The organism is Lactobacillus sp. PV012, assembly GCF_014522325.1.
Lineage (GTDB): Bacteria > Bacillota > Bacilli > Lactobacillales > Lactobacillaceae > Lactobacillus.
Window position 1 is genome coordinate 1,257,358 of record NZ_CP041983.1, and the last position, 25,721, is coordinate 1,283,078.

Consider the following 25,721-nt stretch of genomic DNA (forward strand, 5'->3'; position numbering starts at 1 on the left):
AAAAAACCAAGGCCTCTAGCCTTGGTTTTTTAGCTTTATTAATTAGCTTGTTTTAAATTTTTAATCTATTTAATCTCAAACTAAATCTATTCAAAAATTTAATTTCACTTAATTAGCTTAATTTTTACGCTTCTTTTTGCTACCAGCTAAGCCAAAGAGTGATCCGATACCGGCAAGTGCAATGCCAAGTACGGCAGCTAAACTACTATCTTTTGAACCAGTTTGTGGCAATCTTCCTTGCTTGCTACTCATGGACTTCTTAGCAGTTGTAATATTGGCCTTTGGAGCTATAGCTCTTGAAGTAAATCCATTTCTATATTCTCCCTTAGGTCCCACATTGCTTTCGCTCTTCTTAGTAGCATGCTTATGAGTTGAGTTAGTTGGTTCATTAGTTGCATTAGCCTTTGGAGCAACTAGGATATCTACATCGACATCTTTTGTTGTACCATCTGGGTAAATTACTTGAATTACACCATGATGAGTACCTGGGGTTGAGACATCTGGTTTTTCTTTCCAAGTAACTTTAGCTCCTTCAGGAACCTTTACCTTATCTTTGATTACTTGTGTTGGATTTGGAATTGTACCTTGTGGAGTCTTAGTATGAACTGTTTCCTTTGGAGTATCCGCTGGATTATTCTTTGGATTATCTGTTGGATTTTCCTTTGGAGTTGAAGCTGGTTCTTCTACTGTTATCTTAGTAGTTACAGTGTCAGTTGAACCATCTGGATAGTGAACAGTAATTTCGACACTCTTTGTTCCTGGTGTTGAAACATCTGGATTACCATTGGTCCAAGTGTATGTTGTGCCAGTTGGTAAGTTTGGAATATTACCGATTCCTTCTTCTGCACTTGGTACTACGCCTACCTGAGTAGTAATATCCTTTGGTTCTGGTGTGTACTTGTCTGCATCAGTTGGATTCTTAGTTGGTTCTTCTACGGTTACCTTTGTAGTTACAGTGTCAGTTGAACCATCTGGGTAGTGAACAGTAATTTCTACACTCTTTGTTCCTGGTGTTGAAACATCTGGATTACCATTGGTCCAAGTGTATGTTGTGCCAGTTGGTAAGTTTGGAATATTACCGATTCCTTCTTCTGCACTTGGTACTACGCCTACTTGAGTAGTGATATCCTTTGGTTCTGGTGTGTACTTGTCTGCATCAGTTGGGTTCTTAGCTGGTTCTTCCACTGTTACCTTTGTAGTTACAGTGTCAGTTGAACCATCTGGGTAACGTACTGTAATAGTTACGCTCTTAGTTCCCGGTGTTGAAACATCTGGATTACCATTAGTCCAAGTGTATGTTGTGCCAGCTGGTAAGTTTGGTACGTTACCAATTCCATCTTCTGGATTTGGAGTTACACCAACTTGTGTCTTGATATCCTTTGGTTCTGGAGTGTACTTATCTGCATCTGTTGGGTTCTTAGTTGGTTCTTCAACTACAACCTTAGTAGTTACAGTATCAGTTGTACCGTCTGGGTAGTGAACTGTGATTTCAGTACTCTTAGTTCCTGGAGTGGTTACATCTGGAGCGCCGTTGGTCCAAGTAAATGTAGTACCACTTGGTAAGCTTGGAATATTGCCAATTCCTTGTTCTGGACTTGGTTCCTTACCTACCTGTGTCTTGATGTCCTTTGGTTCTGGAGTGTACTTGTCTGCATCACTTGGGTTCTTAGTTGGTTCTTCAACAATTACCTTAGTAGTTACAGTGTCAGTTGTACCATCTGGGTAGTGAACTGTGATTTCTACACTCTTAGTTCCTGGGGTTGTTACATCTGGAGCACCATTGGTCCAAGTGTAAGTTGTACCACTTGGCAAGTTTGGAATGTTGCCAATTCCTTGTTCTGGAGTTGGTTCCTTACCTACTTGCGTCTTGATGTCCTTTGGTTCTGGGGTGTATTTGTCTGCATCTGTTGGGTTTACGTTCTTTTCAACGTGAACAGTAATTGGTGCAGGATCATTTGAACCAAATGTAATTGAACCTGGAACAGAGCTATCAGTAATATGGTAACCATTTGGTACGTGAGCTCGAATTGCTGGGTCTACTGTTTCACCAGTAGTACCAGTTTCAGTGTAACTATCAACCTTCTTACCGTTATTATCAACATAAGTAATAGTTACTGAATGTTCATTAGCCTTGTAAATGAAGGTTACAGTTGAACTCTTAGTATCACTAGTTATATCCATTGCTGGAGCAGCATCTGGGTTAGTTACTGTGTAACCTGGTTCTGCTGGAGCAGTTACAGCATCAAACTTAGAAGTTTCCCATGCACCGTAAGTTACCTTATTAGTTACTAAGTCCTTAGTTGCGGTTCTTTGAAGAGTAACTGTTTGCTTAGTGTATTCACTAGTCTTACCTGCAACATCAACATCAACAGTTCTAGTAATAGTCTTATTTACATTATCCTTTTCATTTGGATCATTAGTTACGTCTTCAGTCTTATGTTCAACGTAAATAATAGTGTCCTTAATTGGCTCTGATCCAAATGTGAATTCACTTGGGATTTCTTGTCCGCCCACTACTTGCCAGTTTGCTGGTACTTCAAGTTTTACTGGGACTGTTTGACCAGTCTTACCACCAACTACTTGGGTACTTACAACGTCGTTGTGATCAGCATTGTTTACAAACTTAATTGTAGCTGTTTGATCTGAGTAAACGTAGTTTACAGTTACGTTGATGTTGTTTACTGGTGTACCATCACTCAAACCACTTACTGAGGCTACATAATCCTTACCATCCTTGGTAGTGATTGTGCCGCCAGTAATTGTTCTAGTGTAACCTGCTGCACTTGGAATTTCTACTGGTGCAAAGCTAGTTGACCCATCAGTCATGTTTGAAGTCCAGTCAGTGTAAGTTGTCTTACCTGTTGCTTCATTAGTTGACTTGATTCTGTAGAAGTCAAGAGTTTGAGTTCTAACTTGAGGTTCTTGACCTTCAATGTTTACGGTAATAGTTCTAGTTACTTGACGGTAAACATCGCTATTACTCTTGTCGTTACGTCCATCTACAGTATCAACCTTAGCTTGAACCTTAACAGTGATATCTGGATTATCCTTACTATCTGCATTAAATGGAACCTTGGTTGGTACTTCAGTATTTGGAACAATTTCGTAGCCTGTTGGAATGTTCAACGGAGTTTGACCTTCACCATTACCAATAGTTACGCTGGTTCCTGTCTTACCAGTTAAGGTTTGAGTTGAAACGGTCTTACCATCTGGATCAACGAAGTTAATCTTTCTAGTTTGACTGTTTGCATCGTAGTTAAAGGTTACAGTTGAGTCTGCTGTATCACCTGTTACTGCTACTTCTGGAGCTGCGTCTGGGTTTTGAACTGTGTAACCTGCTTCTGCTGGGGCAGTTACAGCGTCGAACTTAGCACCTTCTGTATTCCATGGGCCGTAAGTTACTTCCTTAGTTACTAAATCTTCTGTAGCTGTTCTGTGGAGAGTTACTGATTGAGTGGTGTATTCACTAGTCTTACCTGCAACATCAACATCAATTGTTCTAGTAACAGTCTTGTTTACCTTGTCTGCTTGATCTGGATCATCAGTTACATCCTTAGTTCCATGTTCAATAGTTACATTGATTGGGGCTGGAGTGTTTGATCCAAATGTGATTTGACCTGGAACTGTCTTATCAGTAATTACCCAACCTTCTGGTACATTAGTTTGGATGTTGGTATCTACTGTTGCTCCAGTGGTTCCTGTTACATCATAGGTCTTAATAATCTTACCACTCTTATCAACGTAGTTGATTACTTGGCTGTGGGTATCTGCACCATAGATAAAGGTTACTGTTGAATCTGCTGTATCACCGGTTACGGCTACTTCTGGTGCGGCATCTGGGTTTGATACTGTGTAACCTGCTTCTGCTGGGGCTGTTACTGCGTCGAAACTTAGCACCTTCAGTGTTCCAGTCACCGTAAGTTACTTCCTTAGTTACTAAGTCTTCGGTTGCAGTTCTGTGAAGAGTTACTGATTGAGTAGTGTATTCACTAGTCTTACCTGCAACATCAACATCAATAGTTCTAGTAACTGTCTTGCTTACCTTATCTGCTTGACTTGGATCGTCAGTTACATCCTTAGTACCATGCTTGATGTTTCACAGTAATTGGAGCTGGATCATCTGTTCCGAAGGTAATTTGACTTGTTACCTTAGGATCAGTGATTACCCAACCTTCTGGAATATTACTTTGGATGTTAGTATCTACAGTTTCACCAGTCTTACCGGCTACATCGTAGGTCTTAACAACTGTGCCATCTGGACCTACGTAGTTAATTACTTGAGTATGACTATTTGCATCGTAGTTGAAGGTTACTGTTGAGTCTGCTGTTTCACCAGTTACTGCTACTTCTGGTGCTGCGTCTGGGTTTTGAACAGTGTAACCTGCTTCTGCTGGAGCAGTTACAGCTTCAAACTTAGCTCCTTCAGTGTTCCATGGACCATAAGTTACTTCCTTAGTTACTAAGTCTTCAGTTGCAGTTCTGTGAAGAGTTACAGTTTGAGTAGTGTATTCACTAGTCTTGCCAGCTACATTTACATCAATAGTTCTTGTAACGGTCTTAACTACCTTGTCTGCTTGACTTGGATCATCAGTTACATCCTTAGTACCATGCTTGATGTTTACAGTAATTGGAGTTGGATCATCTGTTCCGAAGGTAATTTGACTTGTTACCTTTGGATCTGTGATTACCCAACCATCTGGAACATTACTTTGGATGTTCGTATCTACAGTTTCACCTGTCTTACCGACTACATCGTATGTCTTAACAACTGTGCCATCTGGACCCACGTAGTTGATTACTTGAGTATGACTATTTGCATCGTAGTTGAAGGTTACTGTTGAATCTACTGTATCACCGGTTACAGCTACTTCTGGTGCGGCATTTGGGTTTTGAACAGTGTAACCTGCTTCTGCTGGAGCTGTTACTGCGTCAAACTTAGCTCCTTCAGTATTCCAGTTACCGTAACTTACTTCCTTAGTTACTAAGTCTTCAGTTGCAGTTCTGTGGAGAGTTACTGATTGGGTAGTGTAAGTTGAAGTCTTGCCAGCAATATTAAGATCAATTGTTCTAGTAACTGTCTTCTTTACCTTGTCTGCTTGACTTGGATCGTCAGTTACATCCTTAGTACCGTGCTTGATGTTTACAGTAATTGGAGTTGGATCATCTGCACCGAAGGTTACTTGTGTAGTTACCTTTGGATCAGTGATTACCCAACCATCTGGTAAGTTAGTTTGGATGTTAGTATCAACAGTTTCACCAGTCTTACCTGTTACATCGTAGGTCTTAACAACTGTACCATCTGGGCCAACGTAGTTAATTACTTGGTTGTGACTATTTGCATCATAGTTAAAGGTTACAGTTGAGTCACCTGTATCACCAGTTACTGCTACTTCTGGAGCTGCGTCTGGGTTTTGAACTGTGTAACCTGCTTCTGCTGGAGCTGTTACGGCATCGAACTTAGCTCCTTCAGTGTTCCAGTCACCGTAAGTTACTTGCTTAGTTACTAAGTCTTCGGTTGCAGTTCTGTGAAGAGTTACTGATTGAGTAGTGTATTCACTAGTCTTGCCAGCTACATTTACATCAATAGTTCTTGTAACGGTCTTAACTACCTTGTCTGCTTGACTTGGATCATCAGTTACATCCTTAGTAGCATGTTCAATCTTCACAGTAACAGTTGGGATACCACTATCAGTAGCAGTTACTGAAGTTGGAATATCTTGTCCTGGAACAATCTTCCAGTTCTCTGGTGCCACAGGATTAATAGCTACAGGTTCATCAGTCTTACCAGTAAGTGGTGTTGAACCAATTTCTGTACCCGTGCTATCCACATAAGAAATCTTACCAGTCTGAGTATTTGCAGTATAAGTTATTTCTTGGTAAACCTCAGTAGGAACCTCTGCAGTTATATTTTCACCACCAATATTTAGCGTTGGCACCATTTGTGGATTGGCAGTATATCCCTTAAAGTATGGTGCTGGCATATTAATAATTGTGCCAGTACCCCAAGTTGAATTTGAGTTGAAAATTGGCTCTGGTATGCCGGCTGCATTGTACTCATATATACCTGGTGCCAAAGTAATACTTGTTGCTTGAGAAAGTGGAACAGTATCTACTTTTTGTCCCTTATTTGGTCCCGATGGAATTGTGTATACAAGATGTCTTTGAACTGTTAACTTGTTTGACTTTACAGTCACATTAATTGGAACATCAGTACTGCTGCCATCTGGATAATTTACTGTTACTACTGCTGGAACTACTGTTGATTTTCCGTAGTTTTCAGTACCTTCCAAGCCTGCTGGATTAATAGTATCTGGTGCTGTCTTCCAAGTGTAAGTAGTACCATCTGGTAGCTCGCTTGCATTTGCAATACCTTCAGCAGCACCTGGCACTGCAGTTTGGTATACAGTAAAGTCTTGTCCCTTTGGTGTATAAATTTGTGCATCATTAGTTACAGTTACTGGCACAGTAGCAGTAGTAGTGTTGCCATCTGGGTAGGTTACTCTAACAGTGTAATCAGTAGTACCTGGCTTAGTTGGATCGATTACTGGAGTAGTAGTCCATTCAACCTTTGAAGGGTAGCCTGCTTTACCAGTTGGATCGTAGTTCTTGATACCAGTTGTAGCATCTGGAACCTTACCATCACTTACAGTAATTGGTTGTACCTCTGGAACAGCATCAACAGTTACACTAGCAGTTGGAGTATCAGTGTTGCCATCTGGGTAAGTTACTGTAACCGGAATGTTGTAAGCACCTGGAGTGGTACCTGCTGGAACAGTAATAGTACCAGTGGTTGAATCAATAGTTACACCAGTTGGAACTTCATCAGGGTTAGTAAAGGTATAAGTAGTACCAGTTGGAACACTTGCAGTGTTACCCTTGTCGTCCTTAACTACTGGAGTGATAGTTTGTGGCTTATCATTTAAGCCCGCCGTATCTGGGTATGAAGGTACATAAGTATCAGCATCGTTGTCGGTTACCTTAATTGGTACATCAACATCAAGGTGAGTACCATCAGTAAAGTTAATTCTTACAGTACCGGTAGTATCGCCAACCTTAGAGATATCAGGCTTAGTTTGCCATTCGGTTGATGAAACAGCAGCATTATGAGCTGCAGTTAATTGTGATTCATCAACTGCACTAGTTGCAGCAGGAATTGAAGCATCTTCATTGTGAATAGCAGTTAAACCAGTAACTGGAGTTGCTGCATAGAAGTTAATGAATTGGTTGTGCCAAGTAGTAGCAACTGAAGCAGGAATCAATAACTTAGTTAAGGCATCCCCACTAAGAGTACTATTTGCACGATATCTTGAATTACCTACCAAGTAACCAGTAGTATTTTTTTCAATTGGATCGTTAGCTAAAGTATCGCCAACAACTACTTGACCATCAGCATTCTTGAATTGGTCAACATTAGTGTTAGGAGTGTAGTCTGGAAGCCATGCATAGCTAATAGTGTCAGCTGCAAAAGTATCACTTGGATCATCTGCGTTGACATAAGTTGTACCATCACTACTCAAGTTGTAGGTCTTAGACTTACCGTAAACACCAGTATCATAGTTGTAGTCGCTTTGAACAACAATTGAATTAAATTTACTTGGAGTTACAGTGGCAGAACCATCAGTGGTCTTGTGAGTATTAGCGGGATCACCATTGAAAGTAGTCATACTCATTGGACCGTAAACAGTAGTATGGTCGCCGTCTTCTTTGGCACCAACTACAGTTACAGGAATCTTAGTAGTAGTGGTAGTGCCATCTGGGTAAGTTACACTTGCTTCATAAGGAGTAGTACCTGGGTTTGATGGATCAATAGTTGGAGTAGTAGTCCATTCAACTTTTGAAGGGTAACCTGCTTTACCTGTTGCATCGTAGTTCTTAATACCAGTTGAAGCATCTGGAACCTTACCATCACTTACAGCAATTGGTTGTACTTCTGGCATAGCATCTACAGTTACACTTGCGTTAGTATCATCAGTACTCTTATCAGGGTAAGTTACAGTAACTGGAATAGTATAAGCACCTGGAGTAGTACCTGCTGGAACAGTAATTGTACCAGTAGAACTATCAATAGTTACACCAGTTGGTACATTATCAGGATTTGTAAAGGCATAAGTAGTATCTGCGGGAGCAGTAGTTGCGTTACCGTCAGCATCCTTAAATGTTGGTGTAGTAGTTTGATCCTTATCATTTAAGCCTGCTACAGCTGGGTATGCAGGTTCGTATTGATCAGCTTGAGGTTTAGTAATATTCAATGGAATATCAACAAAGTCAACTGAACCGTCTTTGTAAGTTAACTTAGCCCATGCTGATTTATCAGTGGTCTTTAACTTACCAGTTGGGTTAGTTGGTTGAGCTTCAGCTGCACCATTATTATCAAGCATATTGGCATTCCAGTCAGCAGCATCAGTACTTGCATTGTACCAATCAACGCTACCAATCAAATCATTTGCTTCAGCATCAGAAATTGGTGTACCAGATAAAGTAGTAATACCACCCTTTTCAACTAAATCAGCCTTCAAAAGACCCTTAATACCATCGCGTGCATTTAAGTCAGCTAAAGTTTGGTCAGTAGTACCGTCGATAGTTTGAACTTCTGGATCATACAAATCACTATCTTTTGACTTGATTGGAGAATCCTTAGCTACTAACTCAGTACCCATTGCTAAACGTTGAGGGGTTGCGTAACTAAAGTTGTTCAATAATGAATTCAAGTGAACATTGTTGTTAATAACTGTACCTTGGTTGGTAGAACTATTAGCAACTTGGGCACCGTTATATTGGCCACCACCTTGGTTAGAACTCATTACAACAGTAGCATTTGAAGTTAAAAGTGTTGGCACACCTTTTCCACTTTGAGTTGTAGTCTTACCTGCAGGGGTAAATCCAGTACCAGCATTAGTTCCCCAGTTGTTCATGGTATCTAACTTATCAACCATCCAAGTGAAACTTGGGCTATTAGTCATATTACCAGCTTGCCATTCAGCAATTGGCGCATTAGTAATAAATTCTTGTGGGTTACCTTCAAGGTAAACTAATTGACCACCAACTGATGGAAGTGGATTGTTTAATCTTTGTAAGTTAACGTAACCTGGGTTAGTAACGTTGAATGAGGACTTAGTACCAGCACCTGATACATAAATCATCCCTAAATCGTATTGGTTAGCACCATCTTGTAAGTCAAGCTTTGCACCATTATTAACATTAACTCTGAAGTCACCATCATGTAATGATGAACCTGAACCCAAAGCAATAAGTGGAGTTAAAGTTTTCTTAGTAGAAGTACGAACAATCTTAAGTGAACCATTATCATTAATGGCGTTCATGGCTGCGGCATTACCAGTAGTTGCTGGGTTACCTTGACCAATTGAAATAACACCATATTGGCCACCTTTAAAACTGTTAAGGTCTTTCCCACCATCAGAAGCTTGTTGGGTAGTAATGTCAACAGAACCAGTCTTACCGATATTTAAGTTACCACCAAAAATAGCTAATGAGCGACCGGTACCCATGTTCATGTTTACAGTACCATCAATGTTAACTGAACCGTGTTGACCATCAGCTTCAAAAATACCTTTAGCATAGCCAGTGCCAGTAATATTTACAGTAGCACCTTGCTTAACATCAACACTGTATTTAGTAACATTGCCGTCGTTATCACTAACATCAAATTGTGAACTACGGATAGCATCAGCACCATAGTTATTCATGGCGTCCCATGTAGAACCTACATTAATAGTGGTAGTGCCATCTTCAACACTTACATAACCAGCATCTAAAGCTGAACCACTTACTCCAAGCGTATCACCAGCTGTATGGTCATTGAACGATGCAGTAATGTTGTTATTACCACTTAATTTTAAAGTGTAGTATTCATTTGAGTGATTATCTTTAGAAGCACCTTCAACGATTGGACGATTGGTAGTAGTAGCAGTTACATCATGTAAAGTAACTGTATCCTTCTTTTGATTAGCACCACTAACGTCTTCAAATGAAAGGAGACCGTAGAGAGTTGGCGCAGCAGAAGCAGTTTCACCACTACCATCTTTTTCAACACCTTTAAGAGTAAGGTTATCAAGAGTAATATCCCAACCGTTACCATTCTTTTGGTTACTGTTTTGGAACATTAAGCTGTAGTGACCAAAGTCAATTGTGCTGTTATCGGCACTGGTAATAGTAACTTTACGAGCATTATTAGTAGTAGGTAAAGTTAAACAACCATTGTAACCTAAAGCTTGTCCACCTAAGTTAGCAGTTTTACCAGTTACAGTAATGTCCTTAGTAACGTTAATCACACCAACATTAGCATCATTTAATGCGCCAATAAAACTAGCCCAGTCAGAAACATCTTGACTATTTACAGTTGGATCAGTAGCTTGAGTAGCATCTAACATTGCATAAGTACCCTTGTCGTTTTTACCGACAGCTGCACCTTGAGCCACTAATGATTTAAGTTCATTAGCCATGTTAGCAGTCTTCAAGTTATTAAGTGCTTGAGAAGTAACTGGTTGAACTGAATTTACATCAGAATTTGCAATAGGTTGAACTTGTAAATTAGCTGCACTACTTGCTGCTTTTTCTTCCTTATTTGCATTATTTGCAGAACTTGCTGCTGAACTAATAGAAGCTGCACTAGTATTAACAGCAACTGATGAGCTAGCTGGTGTTGTAGATTCTGCAGAAGCTACTGATGTCAACTTTTGCTTATCTTCTTTAGCAGCTGAACTACTTTGTACAGTCTCTTTCTTATCTGCACTACTCTTTACACTCTCACTTGCTTGAGAGTGAGTGCTTTTTTCGCTAGTAGCTTCTTGAGAAGCAGCTGATGAGGCAGAGATTGATTCTGCATCTGAAGCAGCACTGCTTGCTTGTGAAGTAGCTGAACTAGAAGCTAGTGATTCATTTTCTTTATTACTTGATTGAATTGCAGCTTCACTGGTTGCTGGCTTAGTTTCTTGGTCATTAGAACTAGACACGTTTTCAGCTTGTACTTTTGTAGCAACATCTGCATGCACTACAGATTGAGTACCAGCACCCATGAAAAAGAATCCAATTAAAACTGAAGCAGCTCCAACAGAAAACTTACGAATTGAGAAACGTTCTTTCTTTTGTTCCATTTTACGTAGTTTCTCTTGGTAATTCTTTTTTGATAGCATTTAAATCCTCCTTTATAGAAAAGGTCCACAGGACTTTCCTATAACAACATTACCAATGAATTGTCCTTATCCCTTAACGTAGTGTCAGTGGGTAATATTATTTATAACAATTCTCTACATTTACATAGTATATTATACTATTTTTTTTATTTTATTTAACCTTTTTTATCACTTATATTTTTGTTATTAAAAATTCACCCTATAAATTATTACTATTATTAGGATTTAACTTTATAAAATTAGTAGCTAAAAAAATAAAAATTTTTAAGTTTAAATATTTTTACGATTTTGTTATTTTAAAGAAATAAAAAGAGCCTGCTTTTAAGCAGACTCTTTCAAGAAACTAGAAATTAAGTGAGAGTGTAAGAATTATATGAAGAAAGGAATTAATTTCTACGTTTCTTTTCTGCAGCTAGTCCCATCATTGCACCAATAGTAGCAATAATTACACCTAACATAGCTGCAGTGCTTTCCTTAGCACCTGTTTGTGGTAATGCCTTTGAATGAGCATTAATGTAATTTGTAGTCTTCTTTGAAGATCTTGTTGGAATTTGGGTACTCTTTACAGGAGCAACAACTTCCTTAGTGTTTTCACTAATTGGTCTTACAGAACTTGAACCACCATTAGAAGTAGGTACATCAGCTGGATGAACTGGAGCAACTTCTTCTTTTGGTTCAACAACTACAGTTACTGGAACTTCTACAGTCTTACCATCTGGGAAAGTTACTACAACAACTGCTGGCTTATTACCTGGAGTAGTTACATCTGGAGTATCTTTCCAAGTGTACTTAGTACCTGCTGGCATGTCTGGTATATTGCTGATTCCCTTAGATGGATCTGGTACTACACCTTGTGGAGTGTGAATATCTTGACCTTGTGGTTTTGGTTCTGTAGCTTTTGGAGCTACTGGAGTTTCTGGAGTGTTTGGAGTATCAACAATTACAGTTACTGGTACATCAACTGTCTTACCGTCTGGGAAGGTTACTACAACAACACCTGGCTTGTTACCTGGAGTAGTTACATCTGGAGTATCTTTCCAAGTGTATTTAGTACCTGCTGGCATGTCTGGCACATTGCTGATTCCCTTAGATGGGTCTGGTACTACACCTTGTGGAGTGTGAATATCTTGACCTTGTGGAGTTGGATCAGTTTCAGTAGGTTGTGGAACTACTGGAGTTTCTGGAGTATTAACAACTACTGTGACTGGTACATCCACTGTCTTACCATCTGGGAAGGTTACTACAACAACACCTGGCTTGTTACCTGGAGTAGTTACATCTGGAGTATCTTTCCAAGTGTATTTAGTTCCTGCTGGCATGTCTGGCACATTACTAATTCCCTTAGATGGGTCTGGTACTACACCTTGTGGAGTGTGAATATCTTGACCTTGTGGAATTGGATCTTCTACTGTTACAGTTACTGGAACATCTACTGTCTTTCCATCTGGGAAAGTTACTACAACTACAGCTGGCTTATTACCTGGAGTCTTAACTTCTGGGGTTTCTTTCCAATTGTATTTAGTTCCTGCTGGCATATCTGGCACATTACCAATTCCTTGTTCTGCTGATGGAACTTTGCCATTTGGTGTAGTAATGTCTTTTCCTGTTGGAATTGGATCTTCTACTGTTACAGTTACTGGAACATCTACTGTCTTTCCATCTGGGAAGGTTACTACAACAACAGCTGGCTTGTTACCTGGAGTCTTAACTTCTGGGGTTTCTTTCCAATTGTATTTAGTTCCTGCTGGCATATCTGGCACATTACCAATTCCTTGTTCTGCTGATGGAACTTTGCCATTTGGTGTAGTAATGTCTTTTCCTGTTGGAATTGGATCTTCTACTGTTACAGTTACTGGAACATCTACTGTCTTACTATCTGGGAAAGTTACTACAACAACTGCTGGCTTATTACCTGGAGTAGTTACATCTGGAGTATCTTTCCAAGTGTACTTAGTACCTGCTGGCATGTCTGGTATATTGCTGATTCCCTTAGATGGATCTGGTACTACACCTTGTGGAGTGTGAATATCTTGACCTTGTGGTTTTGGTTCTGTAGCTTTTGGAGCTACTGGAGTTTCTGGAGTGTTTGGAGTATCAACAATTACAGTTACTGGTACATCAACTGTCTTACCGTCTGGGAAGGTTACTACAACAACACCTGGCTTGTTACCTGGAGTAGTTACATCTGGAGTATCTTTCCAAGTGTATTTAGTACCTGCTGGCATGTCTGGCACATTGCTGATTCCCTTAGATGGGTCTGGTACTACACCTTGTGGAGTGTGAATATCTTGACCTTGTGGAGTTGGATCAGTTTCAGTAGGTTGTGGAACTACTGGAGTTTCTGGAGTATTAACAACTACTGTGACTGGTACATCCACTGTCTTACCATCTGGGAAGGTTACTACAACAACACCTGGCTTGTTACCTGGAGTAGTTACATCTGGAGTATCTTTCCAAGTGTATTTAGTTCCTGCTGGCATGTCTGGCACATTACTAATTCCCTTAGATGGGTCTGGTACTACACCTTGTGGAGTGTGAATATCTTGACCTTGTGGAATTGGATCTTCTACTGTTACAGTTACTGGAACATCTACTGTCTTTCCATCTGGGAAAGTTACTACAACTACAGCTGGCTTATTACCTGGAGTCTTAACTTCTGGGGTTTCTTTCCAATTGTATTTAGTTCCTGCTGGCATATCTGGCACATTACCAATTCCTTGTTCTGCTGATGGAACTTTGCCATTTGGTGTAGTAATGTCTTTTCCTGTTGGAATTGGATCTTCTACTGTTACAGTTACTGGAACATCTACTGTCTTTCCATCTGGGAAGGTTACTACAACAACAGCTGGCTTGTTACCTGGAGTCTTAACTTCTGGGGTTTCTTTCCAATTGTATTTAGTTCCTGCTGGCATATCTGGCACATTACCAATTCCTTGTTCTGCTGATGGAACTTTGCCATTTGGTGTAGTAATGTCTTTTCCTGTTGGAATTGGATCTTCTACTGTTACAGTTACTGGAACATCTACTGTCTTACTATCTGGGAAAGTTACCACAACAACAGCTGGTTTCTTACCTGGAGTCTTAACTTCTGGGGTTTCTTTCCAAGTGTATGTAGTTCCTGCTGGCATATCTGGTACATTACCAATTCCTTGTTCTGCTGATGGAACTTTACCATTTGGTGTAGTAATGTCTTTTCCTGTTGGAGCAATTACAGTAACTACTGCTGGAATTTCATGAGAAGAAACATTATTTGGATAAGTTACTACAACACTAACATTTTGTTTTCCAGCAATATCAGTATTTGGCTCAGTTACCCAAGTAATTTTAGAAGCTGCAGGATAAGTTCCTGGAACTACCACATCATCTGGAGTTATATCTTGACCCACATGAACCGTAATATCTTTACTCTTTGGATCTTCAACATTAAAGATTACTGTAGCACTACCAGTAGTACTGTCTGGATAAGTAACTTGAACAGTTCCTGTAGTTACTCCAGCTTTACTCAAATCTGGCTTAGTAAGCCACTTGATATTCGTAGAATTTGCTGGTTGACCGCTAATAACTGAATCAGCTTCTGGAACTGGACTATCTACATTAACGTAGGTAGTGTCTCCTTGCAAATCTACGACATCAACATTAATTGATGCAGAAGTCTTAGTACCATTTACATAGGTTAAACGAACAGCACCTTCTTGGAGTCCTGGCGTATTTATATCTACTACTTTTACTCCAGCCCCTTGTTCATCAGTTACCCAATTTCCTGAAACTAATCCAGTAATATTTTCAGAATTTGAAGCTAATGCGCGTTTTATATCTTCATATGTTAATGCAGTACCTTTATTTATATAAATAGTTGAAGTTCCTGAAATAATTGGGACTAAGAATAAATGTTGCTTAACTGGTAAATTACCAATATTATCACTATTTAACAGAAATTCCTCTACAATCTTGCCTATCCAGCTTTCTTTCTGACCAGCCATACCAATTGAACCATCTGGATTGTGGTATAAAAATGTTCCTAATTCAACATTATTTCCTTCTGAATTCTGTGAGCTTAACCAACTAACAGCATGCCATTTAGTTTTATTAGTTGCAGATTCATAATAAGTATTCTCATCTAAGCCCAACTTTGCCAAATCTTCCTTTGACATTGGTTGAGCTAATTGATTAAATTCTTTCCAGAATTCACTTGCTTCTGGCTCAGTAACTGAAGGTACAGTAATTCCATATTCTGTGTATCCACCAGTTCCATTTGCATGTGTAGCTGCAGAACTGGTTGCAGCTGAACTAGTAACAGCTTTACTTACAGTTAATTCTTTAGCTGCAGCACTATTACTTTCTAAGTCTTTTACTGAAACAGTATTTGTAGTTTCTTTCTTAGCTTCTGAATTCTTTACTGAAGTTTCACTTGCTGGTGCAGCACTACTTGCTGAACTTGATGCTTGACTACTTGCAACATCACTTGCTGCACTTGAAGTAGCTTCAACTGCTTGAGAAGCTGGTGCTTTTGCTTCATCAGTAGTTTCAGCTTCTGCTTTTGCAGTATTTTCATTTGACTTAGCAGTTTCAACTTGTGGAGTTACGGTATCAGCATGAACAGTAGTTTGTGATCCCACTCCCATGAAGAAGAAGCCAATTAACACTGAAGCAGCTCCAACTGAAAACTTACGAATGGAGAAACGTTCTTTCTTTTGTTCCATCTTTCGTAATCTTTCCTTGTAATTATTTTTTGATAACATCTACTCTTCTCCTCTTTATATTTTTGTTATTTAATTCCTTAATCACATGAAATAATTATAGTTAATTGCCTATATTTTGTCAATAAAAAATCTTAAAATTAAATAACAAATGCCCATTTTAGATGAAGCTATTTTAATTAAATTGTCATATTATTAAATAACAAATTTTTAAGCTATATTTTAACTATTAGTAACTTTTGTTGTTGAAATTCTTAATTTTCTATAGTATCTTTAGCTAATTAAATTCACAACGTATTTGTTATTAAAAAAATAAAAAATAGGTATTTTTTACTCAATTAAAATAATACTTTCAACTTAAATTTAACCTCATTACATAAAATACTTTTTATAAATATATACCTATTTTTATACTTTCTACTAAAAAGAAGACAAGTAATTTTGCTTGTCTTCTTAGAAGTTAACCTTTAATTAGTCACTTTTGTCCATTTAGTGTAAGTTACACGTTTAGGATTACCCACTGGATAGGCATAATCGGTTAATTTGTTTCTAGTATAAGCATCTTCATAGTTTACATCACCTTGACTACCAGTTCCAGAAACCTGAGTTGCTACTCGAATTACTTTGTATAAGATTTTATCGTCTTTGTGGTCAATACCCTTTTCTACACCAATTACATCAATGGTTACATTTACTAATTGGTGAGTTCCATCAGCATAGTTTACACTTACAACACCTGGGATTTCGGCACCTGCAACACTTGTATCAGGTGCTTGTTCCCAAGTAATTGAATCAAGTCTAAAGTCAGAAATTTCTCTAGTATTAACAGCTAATCTAGCTTCAGGAGCAGCTTCACCTTGGTAAACCTTATTACCGTTAATAGCAGTAGCACCCTTAACAGTTACAGGAACCTTAACATCTGTGGTAGTACCATCACTATAAGTAATTTGTAAAATACCACTTTCTTCAGTAATAGATGAAGTTGAAGGAGCTTGTTTCCAGCTTACCTTGTAACCAGTTGGAGCAGCAATTGGATTACCATTCTTATCAGTCCAGTTAAAGTTTGCATTTGCTGGATTTAATGATGGAGTATCAGTAGTTGCACCCACGTGAGTAGTAAAGGTGGTATCAGTTGAAACTGAATACTTGTAGCTTTGCAATTGTTTTACCAAAATCTTAGTTACAGGCATTTGAGTAGAACCAAAAGTAAATTGAGTTGGTACCTGTTGATTTCCAACAATTACCCAGCCTTCTGGAGCTTGTGCCTTATAAGATACAGTTTCTCCCGTCTTACCGTTAACAGTATCAGTCTTGACAACTTGGCTTTGATCATCAGCATTTACATATTCAATTGTTGCATGTTGAGCATCTGCAGTATAAGTGAAAGTTACTGTTGAACTTGCAGTAGTACCAGTTACAGTCATTGCTGGGGCTGCATCTGGGTTAGTTACAGTGTAGCCTGCAATTTCTGGAGCAGCTACTTTATCAAAGTTAGTAGTATTCCAGTCACCGTAAGTAATTTCACCAGTTACTAAGTCCTCAGTTGCTGTTCTACTCAAGTGAGCAGTTTGAACAGTATATTGTTCAGTCTTACCAGTTGTAGGGTTAGCAATATTTACAGTTCTAGTAACAGTCTTTGAAGTTTGAGCGTTAGTAATTTCCTTAGTACCGTGTTGTACATAAACTGTGATTGGAGCTGGGTTAGTTGAACCAAATGTTACTTGAGTTGTTATCTCACTTCCTGGAACAATTACCCAGTTTGTTGGTACATGGCTTTCAACACCAGTACTTACAGTTTCACCAGTCTTACCAGTTACATCGTAACTACCAACAACTGTGGTCTTATTAGTATTATCTACAAAGTTAATGACTTGACTATGTGAATCTGCAGTATAAGTAAAGGTTACTGTTGAATTTGGAGTAGTGCCAGTTACAGTCATTGCTGGTGCTGCATTTGGATTGGTTACAGTGTAGCCTGCAATTGAAGGAGCAGCTACAGCCTTGAAACTAGTTGAGTTCCAGTTACCATAAGTAATTTCACCAGTTACTAAGTCTTGAGTTGCTGTTCTACTTAAGTTGGCAGTTTGAACAGTATATTGTTCAGTCTTACCAGTTGTAGGGTTAGCGACATTTACAGTTCTAGTAACAGTCTTTGAAGTTTGGTCGTTGGTAATTTCCTTAGTACCATGTTGTACATAAACTGTAATTGGAGCTGGGTTTGTTGTACCAAAAGTTATAGTAGTAGGAACAGCTTGGTTTGGAGTAATTACCCAGTTTGTTGGTACATGGCTTTCAACGTTGGCATTCACAGTTTCACCAGTCTTACCAGTTACTTCATAACCATCAATAGTATTCTTAGTAGTATTATCTACAAAATTAATTGCTTGGTTATGCCATGCTGCTGCGTAAGTAAAGGTTACTGTTGAGTTTTGAGTATCAGCTGTTACAGTCATTGCTGGAGCACTTTGAGTACCAACTGGGTAATAGCCCGCAATTTCTGGAGCATTAACAGCACCAAAGTTTGATGAAGTCCAATCGCCATAAGTAATTTCACCAGTTACTAAATCTTGAGTGGCTGGTCTAGTCAAAGTTACACTTTGGGTTGCAACATTTTCAGTCGCCCCGTTAGTTGGATTTACTAAGTTAATAGTTCTAGTAATAGTCTTTGAAGTTTGATCGTTAGTAATTTCCTTAGTACCATGTTGTACATAAACTACAATTGGAGCATTTCCACTAGTACCAAAAGTTACAGTAGCAGGAATAGTTTGGTTTGGAGTAATTACCCAGTTTGTTGGTACATGACTTTGGACATCTGCATTTACAGTTTCACCAGTCTTACCAGTTACATCATAACTATCTACAATATCATTGTGATCTGCGTTATTTACAAATTCAATCTTTTGATCTTGTTCATTTGAATTATAGTTGAAAATAACAGTTGAATTTGGAGTAGTACCAGTTACAGTCATTGCTGGTGCTGCATCTGGGTTAGTTACAGTGTAACCTGCAATTACTGGAGCAGCTACTTTATCAAAGTTAGCAGTATTCCAATCACCATAAGTAATTTCGCCAGTTACTAAATCTTGAGTTGCTGTTCTAGTCAAACTTACACTTTGAACGCTAGCTAGCATTGGTGATTGACCAGCAATTTGAGTATAAATAGTACGAGTTACATTCTTAGTAGTACCAAAATCAATAGCCTTAGTTTGGTGTTGAATGTAAACAGTAATTGTCTTTGGATCAGTTGTGCCAAAGGTAATACTACTTGGAATACTTTGACCACCACTTAATTCCCAACCAGCTGGAACTTGTGGTGTAAATTGAACTGTTGAACCTGTTCTACCAGTAACAACATCAGTTGAAACAAGCTCGTTAGTCTTTTTGTTTACGTAGCTAATTACTTGGTTATGCCATGAAGCAGCATATACAAATGTCACAGTTGAATCTGGTGTATCACTAGTTACGGTCATTGCTGGTGCTACAGCTGAACTTGTAATGTAGTAACCTTGAAGGCTTGGTGCGTTAACTTGATCAAAGCTACCAGTTGACCAATCACTATAAATTACTTTTCCAGTGACTAAGTCCTTTTCACCAGTTCTAGTTAAAGTTACTTTTTGAACAGTCAAATCTTCTGGATTTTTGTCATTTGGTAAAAGGTAATTAATTGTTCTAGTAATAACCTTAGTAGTGTCAGCTGGATCTGTTATTGCTTCAGTACCATGTTTTACATAAACAGTAATTGGTTCATTACCATTAGGACCGAAGGTTACATTAGTTGGAATTGTTTCTGGATTAGCAATTACCCAATTGGTTGGTACATGGCTTTCAATATTTAAGCCAACAGTTTCACCAGTCTTACCATCTACATCATATTGACTAACTACATTATTGTGATTATCGTTATCGACAAACTTAACTACTTGAGTTTGCTCATTTGCAGTATAAGTGAAAGTTACAACTGAATTTTGAGTATTACCAGTTACTTCTACAGCAGGAGCAGCCTTTGGATTTGTTACTGTATATCCTGCAACTGCTGGTGCGTTAACCTCATCAAAGCTGCTAGTTGACCAATCACTGTAAGTTACTTCTCCAGTGACTAAGTCTTTTTCACCAGTTCTAGTTAAAGTTGCTTCTTGAGTAGCTAATGGACGAACAACATTAGTTACTGGATCAAGATAGTTAACTGTTCTAGTTACTTTCTTAGTAGTATCAGCTGGATCTGTTATTGCTTCAGTTCCATGCTTAATGTAAATAGTCATTGGAGTTGGATCTGAAGTACCGAAACTAATAGTTGTAGGAACTTCTTGATCTGCTACCCAACCAGCTGGAATTTCAGCAGTAAAGGCTACATCGCTATCAGCTTTACCAGTTACAGTTTGCTTACTGATTGTATTATTGGTTGTACGATCTACATAGTTAATATCTTGAGTTAATGTATTAGCAGTATAGTTAATAACTACCTTAGTATCTTCAGTATCACCAGTTACAACTTCACTGGCTACCTTAGCAGGATTTGGAGTATAACCTTCAACTGCTTGAGGGGTATATTCGTCCCAGCTATTAGAACCAACTGGTTCCCAATCAGTAGCTGAAAGTTGCTTACCACTCATATCTTCAGTAACTTTACGAGTTAAGTTAACTTTTTGTACTACGGTAACAGGGGTTTGCTTAGGAACATTGTCAACAATTGTACGAGTTACAGTCTTATTATCATCGACAACTTGGTACATTTGTTTAACAACGATTTTGGTATTTACATCTGTCTTTTGTCCATCAGGCCAATTAGCTACAACAGTTGCATCAAATGTTCCTGGAACATCAGTCTTAGGAACTTCTTTCCATGAGTAAGTAGTTCCTGGGAAGTATGTTTGAACTTGTTGGTCATTAGTAATTACACTGGCTGCACTTGGCGCTGGGTCACCTTGATCTACGTTTACAACCTCTTTACCTTCAGGCCCAATTACAGTTACAGGAATAGAAACTGAAGTTTGGGTACCGTTCTTATACTCTAAACGCGCAGCCCCAGTTTGGGTACCTAAGACAGATGTATCAACTACTTTTACACCTTGTGCTTGTTGATCAGTTACCCAATCACCTGAAACCAAACCGGTAAGGTTTTCACTCTTAGAAGCAAGTGCTTTCTTGATATCTTCATAAGTTAATGTACTGCCCTGATGGACATAAATCATATCAGCATCTACAATTGGAACTAAGAATAAAGGTTGCGTAGCTGAAGGACCAATATTATCACTATTTAACAGAAATTCCCTTACAATATCGCTTATCCAGGTTCCTTCCTGACCAGCCATACCAATTGAACCATCTGGATTGTGGTATAAAAATGTTCCTAATTCAACATTATTTCCTTCTGAATTCTGTGAGCTTAACCAACTAACAGCATGCCATTTAGTTTTATTAGTTGCAGATTCATAATAAGTATTCTCATCTAAGCCCAACTTTGCCAAATCTTCCTTTGACATTGGTTGAACTAATTGATTAAATTCTTTCCAGAATTCACTTGCTTCTGGCTCAGTAACTGAAGGTACAGTAATTCCATATTCTGTGTATCCACCAGTTCCATTTGCATGTGTAGCTGCAGAACTGGTTGCAGCTGAACTAGTAACAGCTTTACTTGCAGTTAATTCTTTAGCTGCAGCACTATTACTTTCTAAGTCTTTTACTGAAACAGTATTTGTAGTTTCTTTCTTAGCTTCTGAATTCTTTACTGAAGTTTCACTTGCTGGTGCAGCACTACTTGCTGAACTTGATGCTTGACTACTTGCAACATCACTTGCTGCACTTGAAGTAGCTTCAACTGCTTGAGAAGCTGGTGCTTTTGCTTCATCAGTAGTTTCAGCTTCTGCTTTTGCAGTATTTTCATTTGACTTAGCAGTTTCAACTTGTGGAGTTACGGTATCAGCATGAACAGTAGTTTGTGATCCCACTCCCATGAAGAAGAAGCCAATTAGCACTGAAGCAGCTCCAACTGAAAACTTACGAATGGAGAAACGCTCTTTCTTTTGTTCCATCTTTCGTAATCTTTCCTTGTAATTATTTTTTGATAGCATTCTTAATCTCCTTACTTTATTCCTTAATTTTCCTTAGTCCACTTAGTGTAAGTTACACGTTTAGGATTACCCACTGGATAGGCATAATCAGTTAATCTGTTTCTAGTATAAGTAGTCTCAGTGGTTACATCACCTTGACTACCAGTTCCAGAAACCTGAGTTGCTACTCGAATTACTTTGTATAAGATTTTATCGTCTTTGTGGTCAATACCCTTTTCTACACCAATTACATCAATGGTTACATTTACTAATTGGTGAGTTCCATCAGCATAATCCACCTTTACTACGCCTGGGATTTCAGCACCAGCAACATCAGTTTTTGGAGTTTGATCCCACGTCATAGCTTTAATACCAAAGTTGTCAACATCTTTGGTATTAACGGCTAATCTAGCGTTAGGAGCAGGTTCACCTTGGTAAACCTTATTACCATTAATAGCAGTTGCACCTTTAACTACTACAGGTACCTTTACAGTTTCATTAGACTTATCTTTAAAAGTAATTACTAACTCACTGTTTTCTTCAGTAATCTTTGTAGTATCAGGAAGTTTTTTCCAAGTCACTGTATAATTTTCTGGAGCTACAATTGCTTTACCATCGGTATCTTTCCAAGTTAAGGCAACATTTTTAGCAGCTAAAGAAGGACTTTGTTCATTAGCACCAACGTGAGTTACTACTTCGCCCTTAGCACTTGCTAAATACTTAGAAGAATCAGGTGCTAATTGAGAACCAAAGGCAATTCGTTGAGCCTTCCACCAGTTAAAGTTATTGTTAAAGTCTGCATGTTGTTCTACATTCTTACGATCAGTAAATGAAACAAATCCTGAAGTTTGATCAAATTTCAAATCAGTACTGTATTGCTGCTTACTTGGATTATTTCCAGTCTTTTGACCCTTACCGTTGTAATTGTAAGCGTAATTTCCCATCTTGTTTTCAGTGAAAAGACTGTCTACATTCCAGCTATAATCACTCTTATCAGAATGATTACCAGCTTGCCATTGCATCAATGGGATATCGTTACCATTAATATTAACTGCATTTGAGCCTGAGATGTTATGACCACCTTCAAGACGGATCAAAACTCCGTGTTGGTAACCAGTTCTTTGTAAGTTAACATACTTAACATTTCCAAAGTTTAAGTTATCTACAGATCTAATTCCGTACATTGCAATCAAACCATTGAGAGGTAATTCTGCTGAATTTCCTAAGTATGAGGCTAACTTGTCACCATATTCATGCCAATTAGATTGTCCAGCATCTTGTAAATCTAAAGTAGCACCATCAGCAACATTTAAAGTGTAATTGTTGTATGGATTTTCACCGGTACTACCAAATGAAATTAATGGACTAACTGCTGGACGACCACTTTGACTACGAACAATTCTTACAGTGGCATTCTTTTCAATATCAAAACCTGTGTTACCGTGGCTATCTTTTAAGTTACCCAAGCTAATTGGAGCAACGTGGTTTCCGTTATTGTTAGAACCCCATGCATGTGAGCCATTATTATCTTGTTTGGTAGTAATATTCAAAACAGCTCCGTTTTTAACAGTTAATTGACGTGCAGCCAAAATTGCAGTTGAGTTACCATCACCCATATTCATATCTACATGAGCATTATCTGCAATAATCATGTTTGCCTTATCACTAAATGTAAATCCTTTAGTGTTAGTAGTTGCTTGATCAGGATTAAATTTAAAAGTAGCACCAGAACCAATTACTACGGCATCATTACTATCATTGTAGTAAGTGTGAACTGCTGAGTTACCCCAAAGATATTGCGTAGTATTGTTAGAAAACTTAGGATCTTCTTTAACATTCATTACTACATTAGAGCCATCAGTTACTTTCATGCTGTAAGCAGTAATTACTGAATAATCGCCACTTTCCAAAACAGAATTAATATTTACATTACCATCTAAAACAATGTTAGAAGCATCTGATCTAGAGAATTGGTGACCAGTGTAATTTACATTTGAGTAAGTAATAGTATTTTTCTTTGAATAGTTAACACTGTTGTTATTAGTAAAAATTGGAGTAAATACTTTGTCAGTACTGGTGATATTTACATCTTTAAAGATGATATTCCAGTTTTGGTTGGTATTCTTTTGGTTATTATCCCAAGTACTGATAAAGTGCTCACCAAAGTTAAAGTTTACTGGCTTATCTGCATCTTTACTGGTAATTTCAACAGTTCTAGCAATTCCCTTTTGAGTAAATGCTTTTTCACGACGTCCACCAACATTAATGTCATTATTTAACACAATTTGATCAACACTACTGTCCTTAAAGGCATTAGAAAATTGATCCCAATCACTTACTTGAACCGAATTCTTGAAGTTAGTTGGAATGTTTGCTTGGACAGTAGGAACAATTTTAGCTTGTTCTTGATCTTGACTTGCTGATTGAGTTGCATCATTAGTTTGAGCAGTACTTGTGGTAGCTGTCTTATCTGCTACTGTAGCTGTATTAGCAACAGTTTCAGCTTTATTTGTATCAAGACTAGTTGCTTGCACAGCATCATCAGCTTTTTGTTGAGTATTGGTAGTTTGTAAAGTAGTTTGAGCGGCATTATCTACAGTTGCAGCTTGAGCTTTAGAATGGTTACCAAATACTAAAATACTTGTTCCCAAAATTACTGAGCACAAACCAACTGATACTTTTCTTAAGCCTAAACGTTGAGTTACTTCACCAAATTTTAATTTTTGATTTTTTCTTTTATTCATCTCTTACTATCCTCGCGTTATTTAATTTGTTTGATTACGTTATAAATATAGCATTCAATTTTTCACTGTCAATAATTTTTCTTAAAAATACAATAACGCTCAGCCCTTGATACCTCTAACTTTTGAAGAATTCTTCCAATTAGAAAAATAACATTTTTTCTAATTTATATTAATTATTTTTTTGATTTTTTATTAAAAAATATCTATTAAACTTCATCGTAAGGATAGTTTTTTTATATAACATTTTTTGTTATTAAAAAATAAAAAAATTCCTCTTTCTAAAAAATTAAAATAATCATTTTCACGACTTTCAAGCAACCATTTACGAAATTAATTTTAAAAGTATATAACTATTTTTATAAAATTTACTATTTTCACTCAAAAAGTAAATAGTATATTATTTACATAAACTATTTTTTATATTATACGTACACACAAAAAGCCGCTCAACGTGAGCGACTTTTATATTTTCATTAATTTGTTTTTTAATTATTCAAATAATTTTTTATATTCTCCATAACCTTCTTGATCTAATTGATCAACTGGAATAAAGCGTAAAGCAGCAGAATTTATACAATAACGTAATCCACCACGGTCTATCGGTCCATCGGTGAAAACATGCCCTAAGTGAGAATTTGCTTGCTTACTTCTTACTTCTGTTCTTTCCATTCCAAAAGATTGGTCTCTTTTCTCGGTCAGTTTAGCAATTGGTTTTGTAAAGGCTGGCCAACCACAACCAGCATCATATTTATCTTGGGATGAAAATAAGGGTTCTCCGCTAACCACATCTACATAAATTCCTGGTTGGTAAAAATCATCATATTTTCCTGTAAATGGTGCTTCTGTAGCTGCTTCCTGTGTAACTGCATATTGTTCTGGAGTTAAACGCTTTTTTAGATCTTCTTTATTCTCCATTTTTATCTTCCTTCCTTTTTAGTATTTAGTGTGTTTCATTGTACCTAGATTTTCTTCAATTTCCAAGTAATTAATCTTCTTTAACAACCTGATGAACTACCCGAGCAAAATTATTGAATGTTGTATTTATTATTGATACATTTAAATTAAGTTAACTATAGGAAGGAC

General features: G+C 37.8%; 7 protein-coding genes. All 7 read right to left on the minus strand.

Annotated features, from left to right (window positions below; all coding sequences use genetic code 11):
* Positions 1 to 117: 117 nt before the first annotated feature.
* Positions 118 to 3,915, minus strand: a complete 3,798-nt coding sequence (locus FP433_RS06225; RefSeq protein WP_265486604.1) for a Rib/alpha-like domain-containing protein — start codon at positions 3,913 to 3,915, stop codon at positions 118 to 120.
* Entirely contained in the window at positions 3,806 to 4,093 is a 288-nt protein-coding gene (locus FP433_RS07540; protein ID WP_416202984.1) for a mucin-binding protein, read from the minus strand. Before FP433_RS07540 ends, FP433_RS06225 begins: the two co-directional genes overlap by 110 nt.
* Positions 4,077 to 11,150 carry a Rib/alpha-like domain-containing protein gene (locus FP433_RS06230; RefSeq protein ID WP_265486605.1) on the minus strand — a complete coding sequence of 2,358 codons (7,074 nt, stop codon included), beginning with the start codon at positions 11,148 to 11,150 and terminating at the stop codon, positions 4,077 to 4,079. The genes FP433_RS07540 and FP433_RS06230 overlap by 17 nt, the downstream gene beginning before the upstream one ends.
* A 386-nt stretch (positions 11,151 to 11,536) precedes the next feature.
* Positions 11,537 to 15,889, minus strand: a complete 4,353-nt coding sequence (locus tag FP433_RS06235) for a Rib/alpha-like domain-containing protein (RefSeq protein ID WP_265486606.1) — start codon at positions 15,887 to 15,889, stop codon at positions 11,537 to 11,539.
* A 425-nt stretch (positions 15,890 to 16,314) separates the two neighbouring features.
* A complete protein-coding gene (locus FP433_RS06240) occupies positions 16,315 to 21,915 on the minus strand; it encodes a mucin-binding protein (protein WP_265484030.1) in 5,601 nt (1,866 codons plus the stop codon).
* A gap of 23 nt (positions 21,916 to 21,938) precedes the next feature.
* The gene (locus FP433_RS06245; RefSeq protein ID WP_265484029.1) at positions 21,939 to 24,638 is read right to left on the minus strand and encodes a pectate lyase-like adhesive domain-containing protein; all 2,700 of its coding nucleotides are present in this window, start codon (positions 24,636 to 24,638) and stop codon (positions 21,939 to 21,941) included.
* A gap of 489 nt (positions 24,639 to 25,127) precedes the next feature.
* Positions 25,128 to 25,553 carry a peptide-methionine (R)-S-oxide reductase MsrB gene (gene msrB / locus FP433_RS06250; protein WP_265484028.1) on the minus strand — a complete coding sequence of 142 codons (426 nt, stop codon included), beginning with the start codon at positions 25,551 to 25,553 and terminating at the stop codon, positions 25,128 to 25,130.
* Between the last annotated feature and the right edge of the window lie 168 nt (positions 25,554 to 25,721).

Bases quoted from the DNA above. Each gene is read 5' to 3' on its own strand.
- FP433_RS06230 (WP_265486605.1), bottom strand. From the start codon at position 11,150: ATGCTATCAAAAAAGAATTACCAAGAGAAACTACGTAAAATGGAACAA.
- FP433_RS06235 (WP_265486606.1), bottom strand. From the start codon at position 15,889: ATGTTATCAAAAAATAATTACAAGGAAAGATTACGAAAGATGGAACAA.
- FP433_RS06240 (WP_265484030.1), bottom strand. From the start codon at position 21,915: ATGCTATCAAAAAATAATTACAAGGAAAGATTACGAAAGATGGAACAA.
- FP433_RS06245 (WP_265484029.1), bottom strand. From the start codon at position 24,638: ATGAATAAAAGAAAAAATCAAAAATTAAAATTTGGTGAAGTAACTCAA.
- msrB (WP_265484028.1), bottom strand. From the start codon at position 25,553: ATGGAGAATAAAGAAGATCTAAAAAAGCGTTTAACTCCAGAACAATAT.